The sequence below is a fragment of the Tsukamurella sp. II2bb genome, from assembly GCF_057815145.1.
In genome coordinates this window covers 272857-297781 of sequence record NZ_JBYPZI010000003.1, presented here as the reverse complement: position 1 = coordinate 297781, position 24925 = coordinate 272857, and the positions used below count along the sequence as shown (strand labels likewise).

Here is a 24925-nt window from a genome sequence, read left to right as displayed (position 1 = left end):
TTGAATCCCACGATTACTCCTTGTCTGTGTCGTGTGGCCGAGAGTGATATAAGCAGCAAAGCCGAGCGGACGACTGAAAGTGACGCCGCGAACTCCATGTGCACCGAAATTTGAGATGGCGACCCGAAGAGAATTGCCCCGAAATCACGGCGGGTCGAGCTTTCCTAGACGGAGGGAGCTGCCTCCCTCTGGCGCAGGATAAGCTTATCAATTTTGCCGACTGGGTTCTTCGGCATCTCGGCGACCGTAATGATCTCCACTGGTACCTTCACCCGGGTCAGACGCTGCATGCAGTGTTCGCGCAGTACGTCGACCGAGAGATTAGACTGCGGATACGCGACCACGTAGGCAACCGGGACCTCGCCCAAGACCTCGTCAGGCCGTCCTACGACCGCCACTTCCAAGACGCCAGGAACCTCGGCGATGACCCCCTCAATCTCCTTGGGATACAAGTTCTCGCCGCCGCGGATGATCATATCTTTGATCCGGTCGACAATCTGGAGGTATCCATCTTGATCAAGTCGTCCCACGTCCCCTGTGTGGAGCCAGCCATTGACAATCGTGGCCGCAGTAGCATCGGGATTGTTCAGATACCCTGCCATGACCGTTCGTCCGGAAACGACCACCTCACCGCATTGGCCAGCGGGTACGGCCTTACCTTCGGCATCCACTATCCGGACCCGCTGACCCGGCAGAGCGGGTCCGACAGTGCCCAATTTGCGTACGCCTAAAACCGGATTGCATGCCGAGGCGCATGTTCCTTCGGTAAGCCCATATCCCTCGACTATCACGAAGCCATAGCGTTGTTCGCAAGCCTCAAGAAGCTGTCGGGTCGCCGGCGCTGCGCCACATACGGCGAAGCGCAGCGACGAAGTATCGGGGACCATGTCTTCCGGTAACGCTGCAAGGATCGCGAATATCGTCGGAACCGCCGAGAAAAAGGTGGGGCGGAGACGTTCTACGTCATTGAAGAACCTCGATGCGGAGAATGATGGAATAACGGTTAGCTGCCCGCCGGCGCGCATCGGTGAAAAGGTAGACACCATCAACGCGTTGACATGAAATAAGGGCAACACCAGCATGCAATGATCTGCTTCAGTCAATCCGAAATGCTCGACCATCGCCGCGGTCATCGCATCGACGTTAGCGTGGGTCAACTGAACCCCTTTGGGGCGGCCAGTAGATCCACTCGTATAGATGAGCAACGCAACGTCGCTATCGACGGGTTCGACCGGTTCGCTAGCGACTTCTTGCTCGGTCGTGTCGGCCACGAGGTCATCTACCCCGAGCACGGTTCGGCCGGCCAGCGGCGAGACTCCATCGACGGTGACAATAACCCGAGCATCCGAATCGGCGAGCTGGTGCGAAGCCTCGGTGTCAGTTAATGCAGGATTGACGGGCATGGCGGTCGCGCCCAATCTCCATGCCGCACCAATCGTGACAATCAGTTCTGCGCGATTGGGCAGCATTACACCAACGACGTCGCCGCGACCGACTCCAGCCGTAGCTAGCTGTTTAGAGACAGCAGCTGTTCGAGCATCAATCTCACGATAGCTCCAGTGTCCGTTATCGTCCGCCAAGGCGGGCGCGTCGCCGAAGCGGTTTCCGGTTACCCACGGGAGATATGCGAAGTGTGTCATTGTTCCGCTTCCTAGATCGCTGTGTCTCGAGCCACACTATGGCCTTAACATGATGCTCACCATGTCCTGCGTTGACGAACGGCCCGCTAGAGTTTGGTCAGTCTGCACAAGCTCTGCTGCAGTGTGAGCGTGCCAGCGTGACCAGCGGTGTTCTTGCACCTCGATGTGTCTGTCAGTAGGGACCCGATACTCAGATGTAGCTCCCTGACTTGGGAGTGCACGTTAGAACACCGTCTGAGCCGGTGAGTCGCGCCTTAGCGCCTGGCTGAGTGCACGCCTTGCCTATCGCATCCCAACCTATCGTTGGCAGAGGCTTAGCGTTCCGCTCCTTCCAGACTCCGAGTTCCCCGCTGCAGCCGTACAGTCCGTCGGGAGAAGTGGCTCCGGGTTCATCGCACGGCATCCCTGTGTAGATCGTCGGCGCCGCGGTGGTGGTCTGCACCGTAGTCATGGCAGAAGTCGTCTCGGGAGCTGACGTCGTCACTGGCACCGTCGTGGTCGAAGGCGTCACGCTCACCGTCACAGTTGGCGCCGCGGGCACCGTCGTCGAGCTCGTCACAGCAGCGAGGATCGGTACCGCCCGCGGCTTCCTGACGGGCGTGGCGGGTTCCGCATCTCCACGTAGCTGCGTAGCCTCTAGGGCCGCGCCGGCGCCCGTGATGAGCTCCAGCGCGAGGGTGGGGTCGAGGGCCCCGTTCGCCTTGACGAACTCGCCGGCGTCGGTGCCGTCGATGTACTCCATCGTGATCCAGAGCCGGTCCTCGAACTCGCCGCGGTCGTGCAGGGTCACGATGTTCGAGTGCGACGGCTGGGCGAGCAGGTCGGCTTCGCGCGTGAATCGTGCCTTGAAGACGTGGTTCCGGGACACGCCGGCATCGAGGAGCTTGAGCGCGTCTTGGCGCGGCAGCCGCGGTGCTCGACCAGGAACACCTGCCCCTACCGCCAGCACCGAGCTGGCGGACGATGCGGTACCCGGCGATCTCGGTTACGGAGGGCCGCCCCCCTTCCGGGACGGCGCCGGCATCAACGGCTCGATCCGCGCCCACATCTCATCGGTCAGGACCTGAACTCTCGACACCGAAGAAACTCGGCCCCACGAAACCGAAATCGGTTACGAGACACGCCCTAGACCCCGACGGGCAGCATCCCCAGGTTCTCCAGCACCTCCGAGGTGGCCTTGGCGAAGTTCAGGGTGCAGAAGTGCAACGCCGGCGCCCCCTCGGCGATGAGCCGCTCCCCCATGCGGGTGGCGATCTCGATGCCGACCGCGCGCACGGCGGCGCGATCCTCCTCGGGCCCATCGCCCGCGGCGGCGCGCAGCTCGGCGCGCATCGCCTCAGGGATCTTCGCGTTGGACAGCTCCGCCATGCGCGAGACCGACTTCAGCGAGGTGATCGGCATGATGCCCGGGATCAGCGGCTTCGCGCCCTGCTCCGGATCGAAGGCGACGACGGCGTCGCGCAGGCGCAGGTAGTCGTCGACGTCGAAGAACATCTGGGTGATCGAGTAATCGGCGCCGGCCCGCAGCTTGTTCGCGAAGTAGCGCACGTCCGTGTCGAGGTCGGGCGAGCGGTGGTGCCCCTCGGGGAAGGCCGCGACGCCCACGTGGAAGTCGCCCAGCTCGCGCACGAGTTCGACGACCTCGCTGGCGTACTTGAGCCCCTGGGGGTGACGCACCCACCGCCCGAGCGGGTCGCCCGGCGGGTCGCCGCGCAGCACGAGCACGTTGCGCACGTCCTGATCTGCGTAGGCGCCCATGAGGGCGCGCAGCTCCGCGATGCTGTGGTTCACCGCGGTCAGGTGGGCGACCGGCAGCAGCGTCGTGGTCGCGGCGAGCTCACCGGTCACGCGCACCGTGCGGTCACGGGTCGAGCCGCCCGCGCCGTAGGTCATGGAGACGAACGCCGGGTCCATCCGCTCGAAGGTGCGCACGGCGCGCCACAGCCGCGCCTCGCCCTCCTCGTCCCGCGGCGGCATGAACTCCACCGAGAACGGCATTCGGCCGCTCGCGCGCACGGCGTCGAGGCGGTCGAGTACGGTCCGGCTTTGTTCAGTCACCCTTTCAGAATAGGTTTCCAGGTATGACGCTGCCCGTCGCCCCGCCCCAGACCAGCCTGACGGACATCGCGGCGGCCGTGCAGCCGACCCTGGAATCCTTCCTCAACGAGCGCCGTGACCTGGTCGAACCCGTCGGGCCCGTGTTCACCGAGGCGACCGCGGGGCTCGAGCGCTTCATTTTACGCGGCGGTAAGCGTATTCGGCCGGCGTTCGCCTGGACGGGCTGGCTCGCCGGCGGTGGCGAGGCCGACGGTGCCGTCGCCCGCGCCGCGCTGCGGGCCTGTTCGGCACTGGAGTTCGTCCAGGCGTGCGCCCTCATCCACGACGACATCATCGACGCCTCGCTGACCCGCCGCGGCCATCCAACCACGCACCGTGAGTTCGCACAGCTGCATGCCGAGCGGGGCTGGTCGGGCTCGTCGGACAGGTTTGGGGAGGCGACGGCGATCCTGCTCGGCGACCTCGCCCTGGCGTGGGCCGACGACATGTTCCTCGGCGCCGGGCTGGAACCGGAGCGCTACCTGCGCGCCGCCCACGCCTGGGCGGCCATGCGCACCGAGGTGCTCGGCGGGCAGCTGCTCGACATCGTGAGCGAGGCCGCCCGCGACGAGTCCGAGGCCGCCGCCGAGCGCGTCGTGCGGTTCAAGACCGCCGGGTACACCGTCGAGCGCCCCCTGCACGTGGGCGCCGCCCTCGCGGGCGCCTCGGACGAGGCGATCGCGGCGCTCCGCGGGATCGGCGTGGATCTCGGGGTCGCCTTCCAGCTGCGGGACGACCTGCTGGGCGCCTTCGGCGATCCCGCGGTCACGGGCAAGCCCTCGGGCGACGACCTGCGGTCCGGCAAGCACACCCCCATGCTCGCGCACGCCCTCGCGACCGGCGGTGACGCCGCGGCCGAGCTGCGCGCACTCGTCGGGACCGAGCTGGACGACGCGGGCGTCGAGCGGGCCCGCGCCGCGCTCCGGGCGACGGGGGCACCGTCGGCCATGCAGGCGCGGGTCGAGGAACTGACCGCCCGGGCCACCGCCGCGATCGGCGACGCCCCGATCGCCGACGGTGCCCGGCCCGTCCTGGCCCGGCTCGCGGCGGTCCTGGTGGACCGGGCGGCATAACCCTCCCACCCGAGTTAGGTAAACCTAGCCACCTATGGGTATGGTTCCGTTTACCTAAGCCTCTTTACCATCGGCTTACGGTGTCCCGTCTTGAAGCTACAGCGAGAATGGAGTCACCCCGAATGTTCCCCCGCTTCCGCAGGGCCGCGCCCGTCGCCGCCGCGCTGCTCGCGGCCGGCCTCGTCTTCGCCGGCTGTTCCACCACCGGTGCCGACGAGGACAAGCCCGCCGCCGGCGAGAAGATCACCGTCAGCACCAACAAGGGCGAGGTGCAGGTCCCGAAGAACCCGAAGCGGGTCGTCGTCCTCGACAACACGAGCGCCGAGACCGTCAAGGCGATGGGCGTCACCCCCGTCGCGATCCCCAAGGGCCTGTTCGCCAAGAGCGTCCTGGGCGATTGGATCGCCAACCCCGAGATCAAGGACACGGGTACCCACGCGGAGCCCAAGTTCGACGTGATCGAGGACGTCAAGCCCGACCTGATCATCGGCGGCTACCGGTTCGCCAAGTCCGACGGCGACCTCAAGAAGATCGCCGAGAAGACCGGCGCCGCCTTCATCGACATCGCCGCCGAGGACGGCGCGCCGAAGGGCCGCGTCGAGACCATGCGCGACTCCACGATCACCCTGGGCAAGATCTTCGGCAAGGACGAGCTGGCCAAGCAGATCGTCGCCGACTTCGACAAGAGCCTGAACGCGGCGAAGGCGCAGACCACCGGCCAGAGCGTCTTCCTCTCCATCGTCAACGGCGGCAAGATCGACAACGGCGCCAAGCGCATGCAGCCCTTCGTCGCCCCGCTCAACCTCCGGGACGTCTTCGGCGGGCAGGCCGGCGATCACCACCAGAACTCGGGCCTGACCCCGGAGGCGATCGCGCAGGCGAACCCGCAGTGGGTCATCGTGATGGACCGCGACGCCGCCGTCGAGCCGACCGACGGGAAGACGCCGCAGACCGCGGCGCAGGTCTTCGCCGCACAGCAGGCCTTCGCCGGGACCGAGTTCCAGCAGAAGGGCCGGATCTTCTACCTGGACAACGCCTTCTACATCCGCGAGGGCATCCAGGACTACGGCCAGAACTACGCCGCACTGGCCGAGGCCCTCGCCGCCAAGAAGTGACGACGACCGCGACCTCCGCGCCGACCCGGGCGGGCTCCCAGCAGGGGGCCCGCCGGGGTCGCGTTGCGCTCGCGCTGCTCGCGATCGCCTGCGCGGCACTGCTGTTCGCCTCTCTGATGACGGGCGAATACCACATCACGCTCGCCGGGCTCCTCGCCGGCGACGACGAGATGTGGCGGATGTTCCTCATCTCCCGCGTCCCGCGCACCGCCGCCCTGGTCTTCGCGGGCCTGGCGATGAGCTTCTCCGGCGTGATCATGCAGCGCCTGACGCAGAACCGGTTCGTCGAGCCGACCACCGCGGGCACCGCCGAGTGGGCCGGCCTGGGCGTGCTGCTGTGCATGCTCCTGCTGCCCGGCGCCACGCCGCTGGTGCGGATGCTCTTCGCCACCGCGACCGCCTTCGTGGGCACCATGATCTTCCTGGGCTTCCTGTCCCGGATCCGGGCCCGGCGCTCGGCCATCGTGCCGCTGGTGGGTCTCATGCTGGGCGCCGTGGTCGGCGCCATCACCACCTATCTGGCGATCGGCGCACAGCTGCTGCAGGCCGTGACCAGCTGGCGCTCGGGCGGTTTCGCGCACATCGTGCGCGGCTTCTACGAGCCGCTGTGGGCGGTCGCCGTCATCGCGGTGGCGACCTACCTGCTGGCGAACTACTTCACCATCGCCGGGCTCGGCAAGGACGTCGCGACCTCGCTGGGGCTGCGCTACGGACTCACCATTGGCCTCGGCGTGACCATGGTGGCGCTCGCCACCGGCGTCACCAGTGTGGTCGTCGGCTTCATCCCGTTCCTCGGCCTGGTGGTGCCGAACATCATCAGCGCGCTGCGCGGCGACGACGTGCGCAGCGGGCTGCCCTGGGTGGCCGTGCTCGCCACGGCACTGATCGTGGGCTGCGACCTGATCGGCCGGGTCGTGGTGCGGCCCATGGAGATCCCCGTCTCGGTGATCATGGGCGTGATCGGCTCGATCACCTTCCTCACGATCGTGCTCTCGAGGAGGAATCGTGTCGCTGCGTGAGATGACCTCGGCACCGTCGATCGACGGGGGCGCGGGCCGCATCAGCTGGCGCACCCGGCTGGCGATCGCGGGGGCGCTCGCCCTGGTGAGCGTCGCGCTCTACCTGCTGATCCGCACCGGCGCGGATGACGTGCTGCGCTGGGACTTCCAGTTCGGCCTGTCCTTCGAGCGCCGGGCACGCACCGTGGCCGCCATCCTCATCGCCGCCTTCGCCGGGGCGGTCTCGACGGTGCTCTTCCACACGGTCACGGACAACCGGATCCTGACCCCGCAGATCATCGGCCTGGACTGGCTGTACGTGCTGATCCAGACCGTGGGCGTGTACCTGGTGGGCAAGCGGTTCGTGGACAACGGGGACTCGGTGCCGCAGTTCCTCGCCCAGACCGCGGCCATGGTGGCCTTCGCGGCGGTGCTCTACGGGTGGCTCTTCTCCGGCCGGTTCGCCAGCATGTTCCTGCTGCTGCTCGCGGGCGTCGTTCTGGGGCTGGCCTTCCGGTCACTCTCCGAGTTCCTGCAGCGCCTGCTCTCCCCCACCGATTTCGATGCTCTCTCGATCAAGCTGTACGGCCGTCTCACCGCCGTCAACGCGGACCTGCTGCCGATCGCCGCGACCGCGTGCCTGATCGTCGGTGTGATCGTCTGGCAGCGCCGCCGCGTGCTCGACGTGCTGCTGCTGGGCCGCGATCCCGCTGTGGCGCTGGGGGTGCGGCACCGCTACGAGCTGACGCTGGCACTGGTGCTCATCGCCGTGCTGGTCTCGGTGAGCACCGCGCTGGTGGGCCCGATGATGTTCTTCGGCTTCATCGTCGCCACCCTTTCCTACCAGCTCGCGGGCGACTGGCGGCACCGCGCGACGCTGCCGATGGCCTTCCTGATCGGCGTGATCATGCTCGCCGCCGGGCAGTTCGTGCTGCACAACATCTTCTACGCCAACGGGATGCTCACGGTGATCATCGAGTTCGCCGGCGGGATCCTGTTCCTCGCCATGCTGCTGCGCCGAAAGGGGACGATGTGACCAAGACGGTCAACGACACAACTGCCCGAGCCGCGACCGTCCCCGCGATCGCCTTCGCGGACCTGACCAAGAGGTACGCCGAGACCGTGGTGCTGGGCCCGGTCACCGGGGAGTTCTCCCGCGGCGGCGTCACCGCGCTCGTCGGACCCAACGGCGCCGGCAAGTCGACGCTGCTGACGATCCTGGGCCGCCTGCTGACCCCGGACAGCGGCACGGCACTGCTCGAGGGTGTCGACATCCGCTCCATGAAGCCGACGGCGGTGGCGCGCAAGCTCGCCGTCCTCCGGCAGGAGAACGGCGTCAACGCCCGGCTGACGGTGCGCGACCTCGTCGCCTTCGGCCGGTTCCCGCACAGCCGGGGCCGGATGACGGCCGACGACGAGCGGCACGTCGACGAGGCTCTGGGCTTCCTCGGCCTGACGGAGTTCGCGGACCGCTTCCTCGACGAGCTCTCCGGCGGGCAGCGCCAGCGCGCCTACGTCGCGATGACGCTGGCGCAGGACACCGACGTGATCCTGCTCGACGAGCCGCTCAACAACCTCGACATGCGGCACCAGGTCTCGATGATGCGGCGGCTGCGCCGCGCCGCCGACGAGCTGGGCAAGACGATCATCCTGGTGGTGCACGACCTGAACTTCGCCGCCGCCTACTCGAACCGCATCGTCGCCCTGAAGAAGGGCACGATCGCGGCGTCGGGGGCACCGTCGGAGATCATGAACGCCGAGCTGCTCACCGAGATCTTCGAGACCCCCGTCGCCGTGCACGTGCTCGAGGGCGGCCCGGTCGCCGTGTACGCGGGGCTGGCCTGACGGTGCCCGCAGCCTAGACTGGCGGGGATGTCCGGATCAGTTCAGTCCGCGCTGCGCGGCTACAGCACGTTCCTGCGCTCGGCGCGGCACTCCCCCGAGGGACGCGCCGCATGGCTGGGGCTCCTCGGCGCCCTCGTGACGACGCTGGGCAGTTTCGGCGCCGGCGCGATCCGCGTGCACGACACGACGCTCGAGGCCACGCACCTGTCGTGGCTGCGGTGGGGGCACGGACTGGTGCTCAGCTCGATCCTGTTCTGGACGGGGATCGCACTCCTGGTGATCGCGTGGATCCGGCTGGGGCGCGGCGCGCTCGCGGGGCGGCTGGAGACCTCCCAGGTCGCCGGCACCGTCGCCCTGTGGATCGCACCGCTGCTCGTGGCGGTCCCGCTGTACTCGCGCGACGCCTACTCCTACCTCGCGCAGGGCGCCCTGCTGCGCGACGGTTTCGATCCGTACGTGCACGGCCCCGTCGTGAACCCCAACGGCCTGCTCGACGACGTCAGCGGCATCTGGACCACCACCACCGCCCCGTACGGTCCGCTGTTCATCCTGATCGCGAAGTGGGTCACCCAGCTGTGCGGCGACAACGTGCTCGCCGGCGTGATCGCGCTGCGGCTGGTGATGCTGCCGGGCATCGCGCTATCGGTCTGGGGCGTGACGAAGCTGGCCCGCCACTTCGGCGCGAAGCCCGCGGTCTCGCTCTGGCTGGCAGTGCTCAACCCGCTGGTGATCGTCCACCTGGTGGGCGGCGTGCACAACGAGGCGCTCATGGTCGGCCTGATGGTCTCGGGGATCGCGCTCGTCCTGGACCGCCGGCACCTGTTCGGCGTCGCGGTGATCGTGGTCGGCGTCGCCGTGAAGGGCACCGCGGCGATCGCGCTGCCCTTCGTGGTGTGGATCTGGTTCCACCACCGTCGCGAGGCGCGGCCGGAGGAGTCGGCGGCGAAGGCCTTCGGCACGGTGCTGGCGGCGTCGCTGGGCGCCTTCGCGGCGCTGTTCGCGGCGTTCTCGCTCATCGCGGGCGTGGGCCTGGGCTGGACCACGGCGCTCGCCGGGTCGATCAAGATCATCAACTACATCACGCTGCCGACCGCGCTGGCGCAGCTGTTCGCCATGATCGCCGGGCCGTTCACCGACCTGCACCTCGCGCCGATCCTCATCGTGACGCGGGCGCTGGGCATCGCGGCGCTCGCGATCACCCTGGTGGTGCTGTGGTGGCGGTTCCGGCAGAACGAGCGGCGCAACGTGACGGGCATCCTGCTGGGCCTGCTCGCGGTGTGCGTGCTCTCCCCCGCGTCCCTGCCCTGGTACTACACCTGGCCGCTGGCCGTGGCGGGCGCGTTCACCTGGTCGCGGCGCACGCTCGCGATCATCGCGGGCCTGTCCGTGTGGCTCATGGTGGTCTTCATGCCCACCGGCTCGATCGGCCTGTACTCGCTGTGGAACGTGGCCCTGGCCGTCGCCCTCGGCGCGCTGGCCGGCCGGTCGCTCCTGCGGCCCGACCCGCTGCAGGTCCGCCCCCGCCTCGGTCTGACCCCCACCCCCGTCTGAATTGAACACCGTTATGGAGAGGAAAACCGCAGGTCACCGTCTCCATAACGGTGTTCAATCGGATTAGAAGGCCATCGACTGCGCGCGGCGGATGACCTCGCGCGCGGAGTCGGTGTGCAGCAGCTCGGCCGGGCACGCGCCGAGGTCCTCCTGCGGCTCGAACAGCCAGCGCAGGATCTCCTCGTCGCGGAAGCCGCCGTCGTGGAGCACGACGAGCAGGCCGGTGAAGTGCTTGGCGATCGAGAAGCGCCCGTCGACCTCGCCGAAGAACAGGCGGGGGACGTGCAGGTCGCCGCCTCGCCGCACCGCGAGCAGCTGCCGGTCGCGCAGCAGCTGCAGGACCTTCGACTGCGACACGCCGAGGCCCTTGGACACGGTCGCGAGGTTGTAGGTGGCGGTGCCCTCGGGCAGCAGATCGTCGCTGAGATGCGGGACGGAACTCACCGTCACACTGTACCGAGCGCGGGGATTCGGCACTTCCTACCCCGGGGTCGCTAGGCTGAACTGTCGGCACCGCCCACATCGAGAGGACCCGGAGAAGGTGAACATCCCGCGCGACCGGCTCATCGGTGCCCGTATCGAGGGCCGCTACCGCATTGATGCGGTGATCGCGCGCGGCGGCATGTCCACCGTCTACATGGGCCTCGACCTGCGGCTCGACCGCCCGATCGCGATCAAGGTGATGGACCCGAAGTACGCGGCCGACGCGCAGTTCGTCTCCCGCTTCGAGTTCGAGGCGCGCGCCGTCGCCAAGCTCAAGGACCCCGGCCTGGTGGCCGTCTACGACCAGGGCGTCGACGGCGATCTGGCGTACATGGTCATGGAGCTCATCACCGGCGGCACGTTGCGCGAGCTGCTCGGCGAGCGCGGCCCGATGCCGCCGCACGCCGTGGCCGCCGTGATGGGTCCGGTGCTCACGGCGCTGGGCACCGCGCACCGCGCCGGCCTCGTGCACCGCGACGTCAAACCCGAGAATGTCCTCATCTCCGACGCGGGCGAGGTCAAGGTCGCCGATTTCGGTCTCGTCCGCGCCATCGCCGCGGCGTCGGTGACCAGCTCGTCGGTGATCCTCGGCACGGCCGCCTACCTCTCCCCGGAACAGGTGGAGTCGGGCAACGCCGACCCCCGCTCCGACGTCTACTCCAGCGGCATCCTCGTCTACGAGCTGCTGACGGGCCAGGTCCCGTTCACCGGTGACACCGCGATCTCCCTCGCCTACCAGCGGCTGCACAACGACGTCCCGCGGCCGAGCGCCGCGATCGCCGGCGTGCCCGAGGAGTTCGACGAGTTCGTCGCCCGCGCCACCCACCGCGACCCGGCGCAGCGCTACGCCGACGGCTTCGCCATGGCCGAGGCGCTCGCCACGATGGCGGACGAGCTCGACCTGCCGCCGTTCACGGTCCCCGCCCCGCAGTCGAGCGCCGAGCAGCGCGCCGCGGCCGCGATGTACGCGCAGCAGGGCGAGCCGCTGATCCCGGCCGCCGCGGAGCCCACGGGCGCCCTCATGCCGGGCCAGCCGGTGCCCGGCATGCCCCCGGTCGCGCCGCCGCACACGCTCGCGCAGCCCGCCGTGCCGCCGACGCCGGTGCAGCACACCCGTGCCGAGACCCTGCACGAGCCGCTGCCCGCCGAGAGCGCGTCGCCGCAGTGGGTGCCGCCGGCGAAGAAGCGCGCCCGGTCCTGGGTCGTCGTGGCGGTGATCGCGGCGATCTCGCTGCTGCTCGCCTTCGGCGGCTGGTGGCTGGCATCGGGGCAGTACACGTCGGTCCCGAACGTGACGGGCATGGACCGTCCGGCCGCGGAGAGGGCCATCACGAACGCGGGCCTGGACGTGGCACTCGACGGCACCTTCAGCAACGACATCACCGAGGACACCGTCACCGGCCTCACCCCCGCCGCCGGCAGCCGGATCAGCCGGTTCGGCACCGTCACCATCCAGTACTCGCGCGGCCGGCCGACGGTCCCGCAGTTCCGCGCCGGCGACAGCCCCGAGAACGTGGAGAAACAGCTGCGCGACAACGGCCTCGTGCCCAAGCGCGGTCCCGCCCAGTTCAGCCGCGACATCGCGCAGGGCGGCGTCATCGGCCTCTCCCCGACGCCCGGCACGCGCGTCCCCGTCGGTTCGACGGTGACGGTGGTCGCCTCCGCGGGCAACCAGCCCGTCGACATCCCCGACGTACGCGGCCGGACGCCCGACGAGGCCACCGCGCTGCTGCGGTCGGCGGGCCTGTCGGTGAAGGAGACCAAGCAGCAGTTCGACTCGGGCACCGAGGCCGGGAAGGTCTTCGGCACCGACCCGTCCGGCCAGGTCAACAAGGGCGGCAGCGTCACGCTGCTCGTCTCCAATGCGCTGACGGTGCCCGATGTGACCGGCAAGACCGCCGTCGAGGCGCAGCAGCTGCTGCAGCGCGCGGGGCTCGTCGCCGAACTCACCGGCGACACCGGCTCGGGTGCCGTGGTCACCTCGACGAGCCCGTCCGCGGGTGGGCGCGTGGATCCGGCGAACACGCGGGTCACCGTCACGATGGCCTCCCGGGTGACGGTGCCCTCCGTGACGGGCATGAACGTCGGTCAGGCCCGTTCGGTGCTCCGCGACGCCGGCCTGCAGGTCAAGGTCAACGGCATCTTCGCCTCCGACAAGTCGCAGGTCATCTGGCAGGACCCGGGCGGCGGCACGCGCGTGCAGGCGGGTTCGACGGTGACCGTCACGGCCTTGCCCTGATCGCCTCTCGCCGCGCCCCGCTGCGGGATAGCGTGTGCCCCATGAACCGAAGCACCGTCCTGACCCGCGTCCTCGCCCTCGCGGCGATCGGCTCGATCGCGCTCACCGGCTGCGGTACCGACTCGGGATCGAGCACGTCGTCGGCATCGTCCTCGCCGGCCCCGTCGGCGGCGCAGGGCGGCGTCTCCTCCCGGGTCGCGGCCCTGCTCGCGCAGGCCAAGGAGGCCTTCGACTCCCCCACCCGGGTCTCCACCGCCGGCAACACCGATAAGACGGTCGACAACATGGCCGTCGTCGAGCAGAAGCTGCTGGCGGCCTCCGCGCTCGTCCCCTACCGCGCCGATCTGCTGTTCAGCGCCGCGTCGGCGCGGATCGCGCAGAAGAACGTGGCCGGCGCCGTGGAGCTGTACCGCCAGGTGCTCGGCTTCGCCCCGGACGACGACGATGCGCACACCTACCTCGCGGTGTGGAACCGCTTCCTCGGCGACACCGCGGGCTCGGCCGCCGAGGTCGAGCAGCTGCGCCGGATCGCGCCCGACCGGGTCCCGGAGGTCGAGGCCCTGTTCGCGGCCGTCGACGGTGCCGTGCGCGCGCCGCTCACGGACGCCGCGCCGTCGATCGTGCCGCCGAACACCGCCATCGTGGTGCTCGGCTACGCGCTGAAGAAGGACGGCACGATGGACGCGCCGCTGATCAGCCGGCTCGAGAAGACGCTCGAGGTGGCGCGTGCCGTGCCCGCCGCCCCGATCGTGGTGACCGGCGGCGTCGAGCAGGCGGGGAACACCGAGGGCGCGCTGATGAAGACGTGGCTCGTGGAGCACGGGGTCGACGGCGCGCGGATCACCGACGAGAACTTCGCCCGGACCACCGTCGAGAACGCGCTGTACAGCTCGTACGTGCTCGCGTCGAAGCGGTCCGAGCACGCCGTCCTGGTGAGCTCCGCGAGCCACGTGCGGCGCGGCACCGTCGACCTGGTGCTGGCCGCGCGGGAGAACCTGCCCGCCACGTTCACCGTGAGTGCCGTGGCGGCGGTGGACAAGCCGCTCGCCGACCTGGCCACCCCGTCGGCCGACGAACTGCGCAGCATCTACCGTGACGCGCTGAGCACCCTCGGAATGTGGAGCTACCGGAGCGCGCCGCTGCTGCAGCGCTGACTCAGCCCCGCAGCACCCCGCGCAGGTCGTCGAGGACGGCGGGATTCTCGATGGTCGACGGGACCGCCTCGTCGCGGCCCTCGGCGATGGCGCGCATGCTGCGCCGCAGGATCTTTCCGGAACGCGTCTTCGGCAGGGCGGCGACGATCGAGACCTCTCGGAGCGCGGCCACGGCGCCGATCGTCTCGCGCACCCGCTGCACGATCTCGGCGCGCACCGTCTCGTGGTCCCAGTCGCCGCCGGCCTTGAGCGCCACCAGCGCCCGCGGCAGCTGCCCCTTGAGCTGGTCCGCCACACCGATCACGGCGCACTCCGCGACCGCCGGGTGCCCGGCGATCGCCGCCTCCAGTGCACCGGTCGAGAGACGGTGCCCCGCAACGTTGATCACGTCGTCGGTGCGGCCCATGACGAACAGGTAGCCGTCTTCGTCGAGGTAACCGCCGTCACCGGTGAGGTAGTTCCCCGGGAACGCGGACAGGTACGAGTCGATGTACCGCTGGTCCGCGCCCCACAGCGTCGGCAGCGTCCCGGGTGGCAGCGGCAGCGAGATCACCACCGCGCCTTCGGTTCCCGCCGGAACGTCCTGTCCGGCATCGTCGACGATGCGCACCCGGAACCCCGGCACCGGGACCGTGGCGCTGCCGGGCTTGACCGGCATCGGCTCCACGCCACGGAGATTCGCCGCGATGGGCCAGCCGGTCTCGGTCTGCCACCAGTGGTCGATCACCGGCACGCCGAGCTTCGCCGACGCCCACTCGTAGGTGTCCGGATCGAGCCGTTCGCCGGCCAGGAACAGCGTCCGCAGGCTCGAGATGTCGCTGCGGGACAGGAATTCCGCGTCCGGGTCCTCCTTGCGGATGGCGCGCAGGGCCGTGGGCGCGGTGAACAGGTTGCACACGCCGTGCCGCTCGATCACCCGCCAGAAGGTGCCCGCGTCCGGGGTACCCACGGGCTTGCCCTCATAGACCACCGTGGTCGCGCCGATGATCAACGGCGCGTAGACGATGTAGCTGTGGCCGACGACCCAGCCGACGTCGGAGGCGGTCCACCAGACCTCACCCGGATGCGCGTCGTAGATCGCGCGCATCGAGTAGGCCAGCGCCACCGCATGGCCGCCGTTGTCGCGCACCACGCCCTTGGGCTTCCCCGTGGTGCCGGAGGTGTAGAGGATGTACAGCGGGTCGGTGGCGGCCACCGCGACCGGTCCGGCGGGCTGCGCCGCCGCCTCCGCGGCGGCCCAATCGTGATCGCGGGAGCCGAGTTCCGCCGTCAGCTGCGGGCGCTGCCACACCACGACGGCATCCGGCTTCGCCGTGGCCGCGTCGATCGCGGCGTGCACGATGGGCAGGTACGGCAGCACCTTGGTGCCCTCGAGCCCGCACGATGCGGTGACGATGACCTTCGGCCGCGCGTCGTCGAGCCGGGCCGCGAGCTCCGGCGCCGCGAAGCCGCCGAAGACGACCGAGTGCACCGCGCCGATCCGCGCGCACGCGAGCATCGCGACCACCGCCTCGGTGATCATCGGCAGGTAGATCACCACCCGCTCGCCCTTGGTCACGCCGAGTCCGGCGAGCACACCGGCGAATTTCGCGACCCGCTCCAGTAGCTGCGCATAGGTCAGCGTGTGCACCTCGCCGGTGATCGCCGAATCGTGGATCACCGCAGGCTGATCACCCCGGCCCGCCGCCACGTGCCGGTCGACCGCGTTCACGCACGTGTTCAGCTCCGCACCCGGGAACCACCGGTACAGCGGGGCGTCGGTATCGTCGAGGATCCGTGACGGCGGCACGATCCAGTCGATCGCGGCGGCCTGTTCCGCCCAGAAGCCCTCCGGATCGATCGTGCTGCGCCGGTACTCGTCGCTGTACATACCCATACGGCCGACCCTACGGTCCGTTCCACAGGGCGTGCGTGATTTCGGCTCTCTCCAAGGGCGCGCACAGCGACGGACCGCTGCCGCTCAACGAACGCTGATCCGGCCCATGGGGTCAGGTGCGGAATCGCGCGCGGCAACGGCAAACGCGAAACAGTATGGTTACCAGACAACAGGACTTAGAAGTTGGACGACTTCATGAGCGCAACGGTCAGGTCCGATAGCCGACCCTCAAGCTTGCCCATTGCGACGTTGATACCGCTCGAATTTGCCTGCTGGGTCTGCTCTTTCGTGGCCGCGGTCAGATCCCGTACAGCGGCTGCGAGCGCTGTCACGTTCTGAGTCAAGTTTTCCACCGCGGCTGTGTTTGCAGCAACATGCTGACTGAGGTCTTCGAGAGCTGCCATCGGTCGATCCTTTCATTTGATTTCGAGCACGAAACAACACGACGCCCCCGACTACCCTATGCCGCAAACGTACGACGGTCTGATCATGAATGCCCCCGGTCTCTCCCCCCCCGAGGGGTGCATGCGCCCACCTATGAACTACGGCAGCTCGCCAACGCTCTGCGGAAGGCGCGGGGGTCGATCCCCTACCTCTATCCGATATCCCGACAACGGCGCTCTCCCTGTACCCAGGGGTACTCGCGTAGTCTCGTTGGAGCAGTGCGCGGTGGGGGCCGCGCCGGACGGGGGAATCACCATGACCCAGCCCTTGCGCGTCGGCGTGTACGTCGATGGCTACAACCTGTATTACGGCGGAAAGGCCCACTGCGGAAACGGGTCCGCGCAGTGGAAGTGGCTCGACATCCGATGGCTCGCGGAATCCGTCCTGCACGACCAGATCTCGTTCATGCACGCCTCGGGATGGACGAACGCGGCCGCGACATGGGACGGCTCCCGGATCTCGAGGGTCGTGTACTGCACCGCGCGGGTGAACCCGCATCAGAACCCATCAGCGCCGATCGACCAAGACGCGTATCTCAAGGCGATCCGCGCGCACGGCTCGGTGGACGTCATCGAGTACGGCAGGTACACGACACGGACGAAGGTGGCACCGTTGGCCGTGAACGATCGATCAACAGGTGTGCCGCGACTGGTCACATCGCAGTGGCCGGTGATGGTTCAGGCCCCCACCGGCGAGGACGTCCGGGACGCACGCTTCATGGTCTCGGTCTGGCATAACGAGGAGAAGGGGTCCGACGTCAACGTCGGATGTCACCTGATCATCGACGCGATGGCGTCGACCATCGACGCCGCGATCGTGGTCTCGAACGACAGCGACCTCCGCTTCCCTGTGGCGCACACCAGGACGTTGATCCCCGTAGGCGTGATCAACCCGCGGAACTCGCGTAACGCCGTCGGCGACCTCCGCCCGAATCACGCGCCGGGCGCCGGACCGCACTGGAACCGGAATCTCCAGCCGCATGACTTCACCGGGAACCAGCTCCCCGATGTCGTCGGACATTTCCGCAAGCCGGACATGTGGTGAAACCACGGATCGTCCGCTACTCTTGACGTCATAACCCCCCCGGCCCCTCGTGGGCCGGGATTTTTTCTGCCCGGACCACAATGGGGCCGCCGCCCTCGGCAAGGGCACGGAATAGCGGGGCAACGGCGTCTGTTGTCCCGGACCATGGACGCTGAGATACTCCGCTACGTCGCCTTCGCCGACGCACCGCACGGCGGCAACCCTGCCGGACTGGTACTCGACGCCTCGGGCCTGTCGGAGCAGGACATGCTCCGGATCGCGGGCGAGGTCGGGTACTCCGAGACCGCGTTCGTCATCGAGCGCATCGGCACGGCGCCGGGCGAGCCCCGTCGGCTGCGGGTCCGGTACTTCTCCCCTGCGGCGGAGGTGCCCTTCTGCGGGCACGCCACCGTCGCCCTGGCGTCCGCGCTCGCCGAGCGCGAGGGCCCGGGCCCGTTCGTCTTCACCACGCAGTCGGGCGACGTGCGCCTGGAGACGAGCCGGGCGGCCGACGCGGGCGAGAGTGCCGTCACCGTCGCGTTCACGAGTGTCGAACCGGCGACGAAGCCGATCCCGGACGAACGGCTGGATGCGCTCTTCGGCCTGCTGGGCCTGACCCGCGCCGACCTCGCAGCCGGCTACCCGCCGTTACAGTCCTTCGCCGGGGCGTGGCACCCGATGCTCGTACTGGCGGACCGCGAACTGTTCCACCAGTTCTCGTTCGCCCCGCAGCCCCTCGCCGAACTCATGGGCGAGGAGTGGGCCGGCACTGTCACGGTGCTCAGCCGCCTCGACGACGAGACGTACGAAGCGCGGAACCTGTTCCCCGTCGGGCGGATCACCCAGGACCCGGCGACCGGCTCGGCGGCCGCGTCGACCGGCGCCTATCTCCGGGAGATCGGAAAGGTGCCCGCGAACCGTCGAGTGACGATCCTGCAGGGCGCACACGTCGGGCGCCCCAGCCGCCTGATCGTGGACATCCCCGCCGCGGGCGGCATCACCGTCTCCGGCGGCGCAGCGCCGATCCACAACGCTTAGCCGCGCAGCATCTCCGCGACGAGGAAGGCCAGCTCCAGCGACTGTTGGGTGTTCAGGCGCGGGTCGCAGGCGGTCTCGTAGCGGCCTGCGAGGTCGGCGTCGGAGATGTCCTGCGCCCCGCCGAGGCACTCGGTGACGTTCTCGCCGGTGAGCTCCACGTGCACGCCACCCGGGTGCGAGCCGATCGCGCGGTGCACCTCGAAGAATCCCTGCACCTCGTCGACGATGCGGTCGAAGTGCCGCGTCTTGAAACCGGTGGAGGACTCGTGGGTGTTGCCGTGCATCGGATCGCACTGCCAGATGACCTTGTGGCCGGTGGCTTCGACGGCCTCGACGATCGGCGGCAGCGCGGTGCGCACGTTGCCGTTGCCCATGCGGGAGATCAGCGTGAGCCTGCCCGGCTTGTTGCGCGGGTCCAGGCGCTCGACGTACTCGACCGCCTGCTCGGGGGTGGTCGTGGGACCGATCTTCACGCCGATCGGGTTGTGGATCAGCTCCATCAGGGCGACGTGGGCACCGTCGAGCTGGCGGGTCCGCTCCCCGATCCACAGGAAGTGCGCCGAGAGGTTGTAGAGCACCTGCTGGGCCTCGGGATCGTCCGGGTTGTCCGCGAGCCGCAGCAGGCCCCGCTCGTAGTCGAGCACCAGCGCCTCGTGGCTGGAGAAGATGGTGGCCGACTTCAGGTTGCGGTCCTCGACGCCGCAGGCGGCCATGAACCGCAGACCGCCGTCGATCTCGGCGGCCAGCGCCTCGTACCGGGCGCCGGCGGGCGAGTTCGCGACGAACTCGCGGTTCCATTCGTGCACCTTGTGCAGGTCCGCCATGCCGGAGCCGGTGACGGCGCGCACCAGGTTCATCGCGGCGCTCGCGTTGGCGTACGCGCGGATGAGGCGCGACGGGTCGTGCTTGCGCACGGCCTCGTCGGGCGGGAAGCCGTTGATCATGTCACCGCGGTAGCTGGTCAGGCCCAGGGCGTCGGTGTCCGACGAGCGGGGCTTGGCGTACTGGCCGGCGATCCGCGCGACCTTCACCACCGGCATCGATGCGCCGTAGGTCAGCGCCACCGCCATCTGCAGCAGGGTGCGGATGTTGCCGGTGATGTGCGGCTCGGTGTTGTCGACGAAGGTCTCGGCGCAGTCACCGCCCTGCAGGAGGAAGGCGCGGCCGAGCGCGACCTCGGCCAGCTGGTCCTGCAGCGACTGGATCTCGGGCGCCACGGTGATCGGCGGCACCGATTCGAGGACGGTGCGCATCGCATCGGCCTGCTCCCGCGGCCAGCTCGGCTGCTGGAGCGCCGGCTTGGCCAGCGCGTCGTCGAGGCGCTCACGCAGGTCACCCGGAAGCGCCGGGAGCTTGGGGAGGGTATCGATGGGGACGTCGACGGTCCAGTTCACTGCCACGACGATCAGGTTACGCGGCGTTCGTCATCCGACGATCGCCCGGTACTTGGCCAGGTTGTGCCGGGCGTCCGCCAGCGCGTCGTGGGCATCCGACGGTGCCGCCGGCAGCGGTGGGCGACCCCGCTCGTCCCACAGCTGCTTGAGCTCGCGGGTGAACCGCGGCATGGACCGCGGCAGGGCCGTCATCGGGCCCCAGAGCTGGCACAACGCGACGTGGTCGTAGGCAGCGACCCACGCCCACAGCTCGATGTCGCCCGGCCCCGCGGTGAGGAAGTCGAGGATCCCGTCGCGGATCGCGGCGCGCGACCGCCACGACTTGCTCGCCGGCGGCGGCAGCTTCGGCAGCACGTTGACCCGCACCCAGGGCCCCGCCCGCTCGGGATCGAACTCGGTGGAGACGGCGTAGAACTCGCGCCCGTCCTCGGCGACGATGCCGATCGAGACGAGGTCTATGACCCTCCCGTCCTCAATGAATTCCAGGTCATAGAAGTACTTCACGGGGGTCGACGCTACGCTGCGCCGGTCTCGCGCTCCTCGCCCGGGACGACGACACCGTCTTTCACGTCCTGCGCGTAGACGTCGACGTAGGCCTGGCCGGACAGCTTCATCAGCTCGTACATGACCTCGTCGGTGATGGCGCGCTCGATGAACCGGTTGCCGGACATGCCCTCGAACCGGGAGAAGTCGAGCGGCTTCCCGATCCGGATCCGCACCTGGGTGGGATGCGGAAGGGTGGAGCCGGGCGGGTTGAACTTCTCGGTGTCCACCATCGCGACGGGGATGATCGGCGCGCCGGTCTCGAGCGCCATGCGGGCCATCCCCGTCTTGCCCTTGTACAGACGTCCGTCGGGGCTGCGGGTGCCCTCCGGGTACAGACCGAGGAGCTGGCCGTCCCGCAGCGCGCCGACGCCGGCGTTGAGCGCGTCCTGCGCCGCGCTCGCACTGCCGCGAACGATCGGGATGCACCCCACCGACGAGAAGAACCACTTCTTGAAGGCGCCCTTGACGCCCTTACCCGTGAAGTACTCGCTCTTCGCCAGGAACTTGATCGGCCGCGGCACCATGAGCGGCAGGAAGAACGAATCCATCACCGCCAGATGATTACTCGCGAGGATCGCCGGACCGTCCTTGGGCAGGTTCTCGACCCCGACCACGCGCGGCCGGCCCAGCAGCCGCAGGACCGGCCCGATCAGCACCCACTTGAAGATCAACCACCACATGTCGCCCAGCTCCCGGTCCGCCTGACGTGTCCGACCTCACTCTACCGACGGTGCGCCGCCCCCCGATACCCCAGCGCCGTCGCTCACCGGCTTGCCCTCCGCCATCCGGTTCAGTAGGCGTTGTGCGTCTCGCCGCCGGCTGTCGATCGTGTGCCCGAGGACGCGGAGCAGGCGGGCGTCGGCGCGACTGATCGACTCCACCGTCTCCCGCGGAACGGAGACGAGCAGTACCTCCTCGAGCGCGACGGCATCGACGAGCGACGGCTGACGGGTGAGCGCGGTCTGGCCGATGATGTCGCCGGGTTCGAGGACCCGGACCACGGCGACGGCACCGCTGTCCCCCTTGACGGTGAGCCGGATGCGGCCGGCGATCACGAGCGCCATCGTCTCGGGGACGCTGCCGGTACGCAGGACCGTCTCGTCCGTGCCGAACCGGACGAGTTCGGCGACGTCCATCACGCGGTCGGTGTGTTCGCCGGACAGTCGCAGCGTCCGATCGACGACCGCGCGCGCCGCCGCCAGATCCGCGGCGCTCGGCGGCAGGTCCTGCGCACCGTCGAGGTGCAGGCCCGCCCGCCGGGAGGCGAACCAGATCCACCGGAGAAAGGTCGCACGGGCGCGCGAGTCGTCGGACGGTGAGCGGACGGGGATCGTCGTCCGGTAGACCCCCGCACCGACCGGGACGGACGACGGGACAGCGCCGTCGGTCAGGTACGGCGACGCGGAGGCGACGGCGACCAGGGTCCGGCACACCAGATCGGCCGAATCGTGCAGATCGAACTCGGTCTCGACGGCGATCGAGTGCGCGATGCGCGCATGACTCAGGTTGGCGAAGGAGGCACCCGCCAGCACCGAGTTCGGGGTGATCTGCACCCGGGACCCGGTGTCGATGTGGGTGGCCCGCCAGTTGACCTCGATGACCCGCCCCCTGGCCGCCGGGGTGTCCACCCAGTCGCCGATGCGGAAGGGCTGCTCGAACAGCAGCAACAACCCGGACACGATCTGTCCCGCGGCGTTCTGGAGCGCCAGGCCGATGACGATCGATGTGACCCCCAGGGCGGTGAAGATGCCCCCGACGTTGGTCCCCCAGACCGACGACATGATGATCGCGATGCCTACGACGATGACGACGAAGCGGGCGACGTCGACGAAGATCGACGGGACCCGGGACCTCCAGCTACTGGCCGAGGCACCCCGGAACAGGGAGGCGCGCAGCCCGGACAGCGCGAGTATCAGCACGACGATGCCGACCGCGGTCGCGACCAGGCGCACCCCCGTCGCCTGTACCGGCATCTCCGCGGCCTTGACGAGCAGGACCAGCAGCGCGATCGAGGGGACGAGGAGGATGCGCGCCAGCTGCACCGCCGAGGCGAGCTCGCTCCCCCTCCGGCGGAGCGAGTTCTGCAGCTCGGTGAGCGCGATCAGCACCACCGGCATGCCGATGGCGACCCCGATCGCCCAGTACAGCCAACTCGATTGCAGCACGCCGCTCATCGCTCGTCCTCGTCCAGGCGCCAGATCAGCTCCTCCGTCCCGGCGACCGTGATCTCACCCACCCGCTCGAAGCCGACTCCGTCCTTGACGGCGAGCCGCACGCGATCAGTGACGTAGATGCCCGGTCCGGCCCACTTCCGCTGAGCTTCGCGAGCGATGTTCACGGTGGAGCCCCACATGTCGTACGCCAGATTCGAGCGTCCGACGAGCCCACTGGTCGCCGAGCCCGTCGCGATACCGATGCGAACCTGCAGGCCCGCGTTCATCGTCAGCGACGTGCGCTCGACGATCCGCATCATCTCTCGCGCGAAGTCCACGGTTCGCCGCACATTGTCGATCCGCGGTGTCGCGACGCCGCAACTCGCCAGATAGCCGTGATGAATGGCGCCGACCTTCTCCACCCCGAACCGTTCGGCCACGACATCGATCTCATGGACCACGCCGTTGACGAAATCCACCGCCGCTGCCGAGTCCGTGGAGGTGACGAAATCGTCCAGCCCGGTCAGCTCCGCGTACAGGACGGTCACATCATCGTGCTCATCGAAGATCGTGTCCTCGCCCTCGAGGTACCTTTCCGCTACCGACTCCGGCATGAGCGATTGGAGTAACCGTTCGTTCTCCCGGCGTTGTTCCTCGAGCAGTTCCTCCTTCACCAGCAGGCTCCGGCTCATCCCGTTGAACGCCTTGGTCAGATCGCCGTACTCGTCGTTGGACGTCACCGGCAGAACGGTGCGGTAATCGCCCGCGCTGATCCGCTCGACTCCGCCTTCGAGTGCCCGCAGGGGCTGCACGAACACGCGCGCCACGAACATCGACAACAAGCAGACGAGGAAGATGATCACGACCGTGGTGATCACCACCTTCCGCGTGAACTGCGACACGGGCGCGAACGCCTCATCGACGTCGACCTTGGCGATCACGGCCCACTGCAGGCCGGGGATGTCCACGCGACCGTAGGACTGCAGCGTCGAACGGCCGAGGTAGTCCGTGCCCACGAGGGTCCCCGGGCGACCGTGGAGCGCCTCGTCCGCCGCGCCGCCGGCCGGCTGCACGAGGACCGTCGATCCGAGGCGCACGGCACGGTCGGCCACCGTCGAATCGGTTCCGGCGGCGGCCACCTCGGCCCGGTACGCGTCCTTGTTCTCGATGAGCCGGCGCGAGTTGGACCGCATCAGGTGATCCGAACCGACGATGAAGGTCTCGCCGGTCCTACCGAGTCCGTTCTCCTCCCAGCGCCGATCGAAGGTCATGATCCGCTCCAGTTCGCCCAGGGAGACCCGCGCCGCAAGAACTCCGCCGCGTTGCTCCTTGCTGCCCACCCTGGAGACGATCCACGCGACCGGGCCTCCCGACGGCAGGTAGTACTCCTCGTCGGAGATCACCACGGCGTCGTCGGTGTTCGAATTCAGTGCGTCCTGGAACACCGCGCCGAGCCTTCCACCCGCATATGTTCCGGTAACGACGTTCGAACCGAGATCCGCGCCCTGAAGTGCGCTGTAGACGACGTCGCCGCGCGAATTCATCAGGAGGAGATCGGTGAACGTCTGCCGCGCGACGACGCTCCGGAAGAACGGTGCGTAGCGCGCCGCCGTCGCGGACCATTCGCGTTGATCGCCCGCGGGGTCGACCACGATCGGCTGATTTCCGGCATTGTTCGGAACGGTGTAGAGAAGCTGCAACGTCGCCTGCGGATTCGTCCGCGGCACGAGCGCCTCCACATTGATCTTCTCCCCCGTCGTTTCACTTCGACGATCATGGAAGTTCTTGGTGTAATAGTCCGACAGCGTCGCCTGCTGCGCGGGTGTCGGTGGCGGGGTGGATCGCAGCGCGTCGTACCCTCGCGAGAATCCGTCGAGCGCCGATTTGACCGTATCGCCGGAGGCGTAGCTCTGCACCGAATTGCGGAGGGCGGCGACGGACAGGCCCAACTGCCTCACCTGCAGTTCCCGCACCAGCGTGAGGCGATCGAACGCGGCCTGCTGAAGGGACTCCTTTCCATTCTGATGGCCGACGAATCCGACCACCGCCGCGGACACGATGCTCGTCACGAACAGCATCACCAGGAGCTTCGTTTGGATTCCTACTTTACGCAGCGGAGCCACGTACCTGGGCTTTCCGCCCGTTTTCGACGTTTCGTCGCCGCCGCGCTCGGTCTCCACGCGACCCAGGGAAATTCGCATGGTGCTAGTTATATAGTGCGACGAGGTTTCTCAGGCAGTTCCCCCCGATCACAGG

Annotated in this window: 21 protein-coding genes; 10 read left to right on the top strand and 11 right to left on the bottom strand. The window is 68.7% G+C overall.

The window, feature by feature from the left end; genetic code table 11:
- Positions 1 to 164: 164 nt before the first annotated feature.
- The 3 genes from AC21LY_RS09905 to metF all read right to left on the bottom strand — a co-directional run bounded on the left by AC21LY_RS09905 (position 165) and on the right by metF (position 3698).
- Positions 165 to 1640: a class I adenylate-forming enzyme family protein gene (locus AC21LY_RS09905; RefSeq protein WP_489046290.1), complete on the bottom strand. Its 1476-nt coding sequence runs from the start codon at positions 1638 to 1640 to the stop codon at positions 165 to 167.
- 190 nt (positions 1641 to 1830) lie between these two features.
- A complete protein-coding gene (locus AC21LY_RS09900; protein ID WP_489046289.1) occupies positions 1831 to 2508 on the bottom strand; it encodes a hypothetical protein in 678 nt (225 codons plus the stop codon).
- A 257-nt stretch (positions 2509 to 2765) separates the two neighbouring features.
- Entirely contained in the window at positions 2766 to 3698 is a 933-nt protein-coding gene (gene metF, locus AC21LY_RS09895; RefSeq protein WP_489046288.1) for a methylenetetrahydrofolate reductase [NAD(P)H], read from the bottom strand.
- 23 nt (positions 3699 to 3721) lie between these two features.
- On the opposite strand from metF, the gene AC21LY_RS09890 reads away from it, so the two are divergent.
- The 6 genes from AC21LY_RS09890 (at position 3722) to AC21LY_RS09865 (ending at position 10319) form a co-directional block, all read left to right on the top strand.
- Positions 3722 to 4810, top strand: coding sequence for a polyprenyl synthetase family protein (locus AC21LY_RS09890; protein ID WP_489046287.1), 1089 nt, complete (start codon positions 3722 to 3724; stop codon positions 4808 to 4810).
- A gap of 122 nt (positions 4811 to 4932) precedes the next feature.
- The gene (locus AC21LY_RS09885) at positions 4933 to 5925 is read left to right on the top strand and encodes an ABC transporter substrate-binding protein (protein ID WP_489046286.1); all 993 of its coding nucleotides are present in this window, start codon (positions 4933 to 4935) and stop codon (positions 5923 to 5925) included.
- A complete protein-coding gene (locus AC21LY_RS09880; RefSeq protein WP_489046285.1) occupies positions 5922 to 6944 on the top strand; it encodes an ABC transporter permease in 1023 nt (340 codons plus the stop codon). The genes AC21LY_RS09885 and AC21LY_RS09880 overlap by 4 nt, the downstream gene beginning before the upstream one ends.
- Positions 6931 to 7959 (top strand): iron chelate uptake ABC transporter family permease subunit, encoded by a 1029-nt coding sequence (locus AC21LY_RS09875; RefSeq protein ID WP_489046284.1) that lies wholly within the window; start codon positions 6931 to 6933, stop codon positions 7957 to 7959. Before AC21LY_RS09880 ends, AC21LY_RS09875 begins: the two co-directional genes overlap by 14 nt.
- Positions 7956 to 8768, top strand: coding sequence for an iron ABC transporter ATP-binding protein (locus AC21LY_RS09870; protein ID WP_489046283.1), 813 nt, complete (start codon positions 7956 to 7958; stop codon positions 8766 to 8768). Before AC21LY_RS09875 ends, AC21LY_RS09870 begins: the two co-directional genes overlap by 4 nt.
- Positions 8769 to 8795: 27 nt before the next feature.
- Positions 8796 to 10319 (top strand): alpha-(1->6)-mannopyranosyltransferase A, encoded by a 1524-nt coding sequence (locus tag AC21LY_RS09865; protein ID WP_489046282.1) that lies wholly within the window; start codon positions 8796 to 8798, stop codon positions 10317 to 10319.
- Positions 10320 to 10382: 63 nt separating this feature from the next.
- Here AC21LY_RS09865 and AC21LY_RS09860 read toward each other — a convergent pair whose 3' ends face one another.
- The gene (locus AC21LY_RS09860; RefSeq protein WP_489046281.1) at positions 10383 to 10763 is read right to left on the bottom strand and encodes an Rv2175c family DNA-binding protein; all 381 of its coding nucleotides are present in this window, start codon (positions 10761 to 10763) and stop codon (positions 10383 to 10385) included.
- Between the two features lie 97 nt (positions 10764 to 10860).
- Between AC21LY_RS09860 and pknB the strand changes: the two genes are divergently transcribed.
- Together pknB and AC21LY_RS09850 are read left to right on the top strand one after the other, a co-directional pair.
- Positions 10861 to 13041 (top strand): Stk1 family PASTA domain-containing Ser/Thr kinase, encoded by a 2181-nt coding sequence (gene pknB, locus AC21LY_RS09855; protein WP_489046280.1) that lies wholly within the window; start codon positions 10861 to 10863, stop codon positions 13039 to 13041.
- Positions 13042 to 13082: 41 nt separating this feature from the next.
- Positions 13083 to 14195: an ElyC/SanA/YdcF family protein gene (locus AC21LY_RS09850; RefSeq protein ID WP_489046279.1), complete on the top strand. Its 1113-nt coding sequence runs from the start codon at positions 13083 to 13085 to the stop codon at positions 14193 to 14195.
- Position 14196: 1 nt separating this feature from the next.
- Here the strand turns inward: AC21LY_RS09850 and AC21LY_RS09845 are convergent, their stop codons facing one another.
- Together AC21LY_RS09845 and AC21LY_RS09840 are read right to left on the bottom strand one after the other, a co-directional pair.
- On the bottom strand, positions 14197 to 16071 hold the full coding sequence (locus tag AC21LY_RS09845) for an acetate--CoA ligase (RefSeq protein WP_489046278.1): 1875 nt from the start codon (positions 16069 to 16071) through the stop codon (positions 14197 to 14199).
- Between the two features lie 176 nt (positions 16072 to 16247).
- Entirely contained in the window at positions 16248 to 16475 is a 228-nt protein-coding gene (locus AC21LY_RS09840) for a hypothetical protein (protein WP_489046277.1), read from the bottom strand.
- Between the two features lie 295 nt (positions 16476 to 16770).
- On the opposite strand from AC21LY_RS09840, the gene AC21LY_RS09835 reads away from it, so the two are divergent.
- Positions 16771 to 17559: an NYN domain-containing protein gene (locus tag AC21LY_RS09835; RefSeq protein ID WP_489046276.1), complete on the top strand. Its 789-nt coding sequence runs from the start codon at positions 16771 to 16773 to the stop codon at positions 17557 to 17559.
- Between the two features lie 144 nt (positions 17560 to 17703).
- Complete coding sequence (locus AC21LY_RS09830) at positions 17704 to 18576, top strand: PhzF family phenazine biosynthesis protein (RefSeq protein ID WP_489046275.1); 873 nt, start codon at positions 17704 to 17706, stop codon at positions 18574 to 18576.
- Here AC21LY_RS09830 and AC21LY_RS09825 read toward each other — a convergent pair.
- The 5 genes from AC21LY_RS09825 to AC21LY_RS09805 are packed head-to-tail and all read right to left on the bottom strand — an operon-like array spanning position 18573 to position 24747.
- A complete protein-coding gene (locus tag AC21LY_RS09825; protein ID WP_489046448.1) occupies positions 18573 to 19970 on the bottom strand; it encodes a class II 3-deoxy-7-phosphoheptulonate synthase in 1398 nt (465 codons plus the stop codon). The genes AC21LY_RS09830 and AC21LY_RS09825 overlap by 4 nt on opposite strands.
- A 30-nt stretch (positions 19971 to 20000) precedes the next feature.
- Positions 20001 to 20474: a polyadenylate-specific 3'-exoribonuclease AS gene (locus tag AC21LY_RS09820; protein ID WP_489046274.1), complete on the bottom strand. Its 474-nt coding sequence runs from the start codon at positions 20472 to 20474 to the stop codon at positions 20001 to 20003.
- Between the two features lie 11 nt (positions 20475 to 20485).
- A complete protein-coding gene (locus AC21LY_RS09815; protein ID WP_489046273.1) occupies positions 20486 to 21196 on the bottom strand; it encodes a lysophospholipid acyltransferase family protein in 711 nt (236 codons plus the stop codon).
- A 36-nt stretch (positions 21197 to 21232) separates the two neighbouring features.
- Positions 21233 to 22690 carry a mechanosensitive ion channel domain-containing protein gene (locus AC21LY_RS09810; RefSeq protein WP_489046272.1) on the bottom strand — a complete coding sequence of 486 codons (1458 nt, stop codon included), beginning with the start codon at positions 22688 to 22690 and terminating at the stop codon, positions 21233 to 21235.
- On the bottom strand, positions 22687 to 24747 hold the full coding sequence (locus AC21LY_RS09805; protein WP_489046271.1) for an adenylate/guanylate cyclase domain-containing protein: 2061 nt from the start codon (positions 24745 to 24747) through the stop codon (positions 22687 to 22689). Before AC21LY_RS09805 ends, AC21LY_RS09810 begins: the two co-directional genes overlap by 4 nt.
- Positions 24748 to 24925 lie beyond the last annotated feature (178 nt).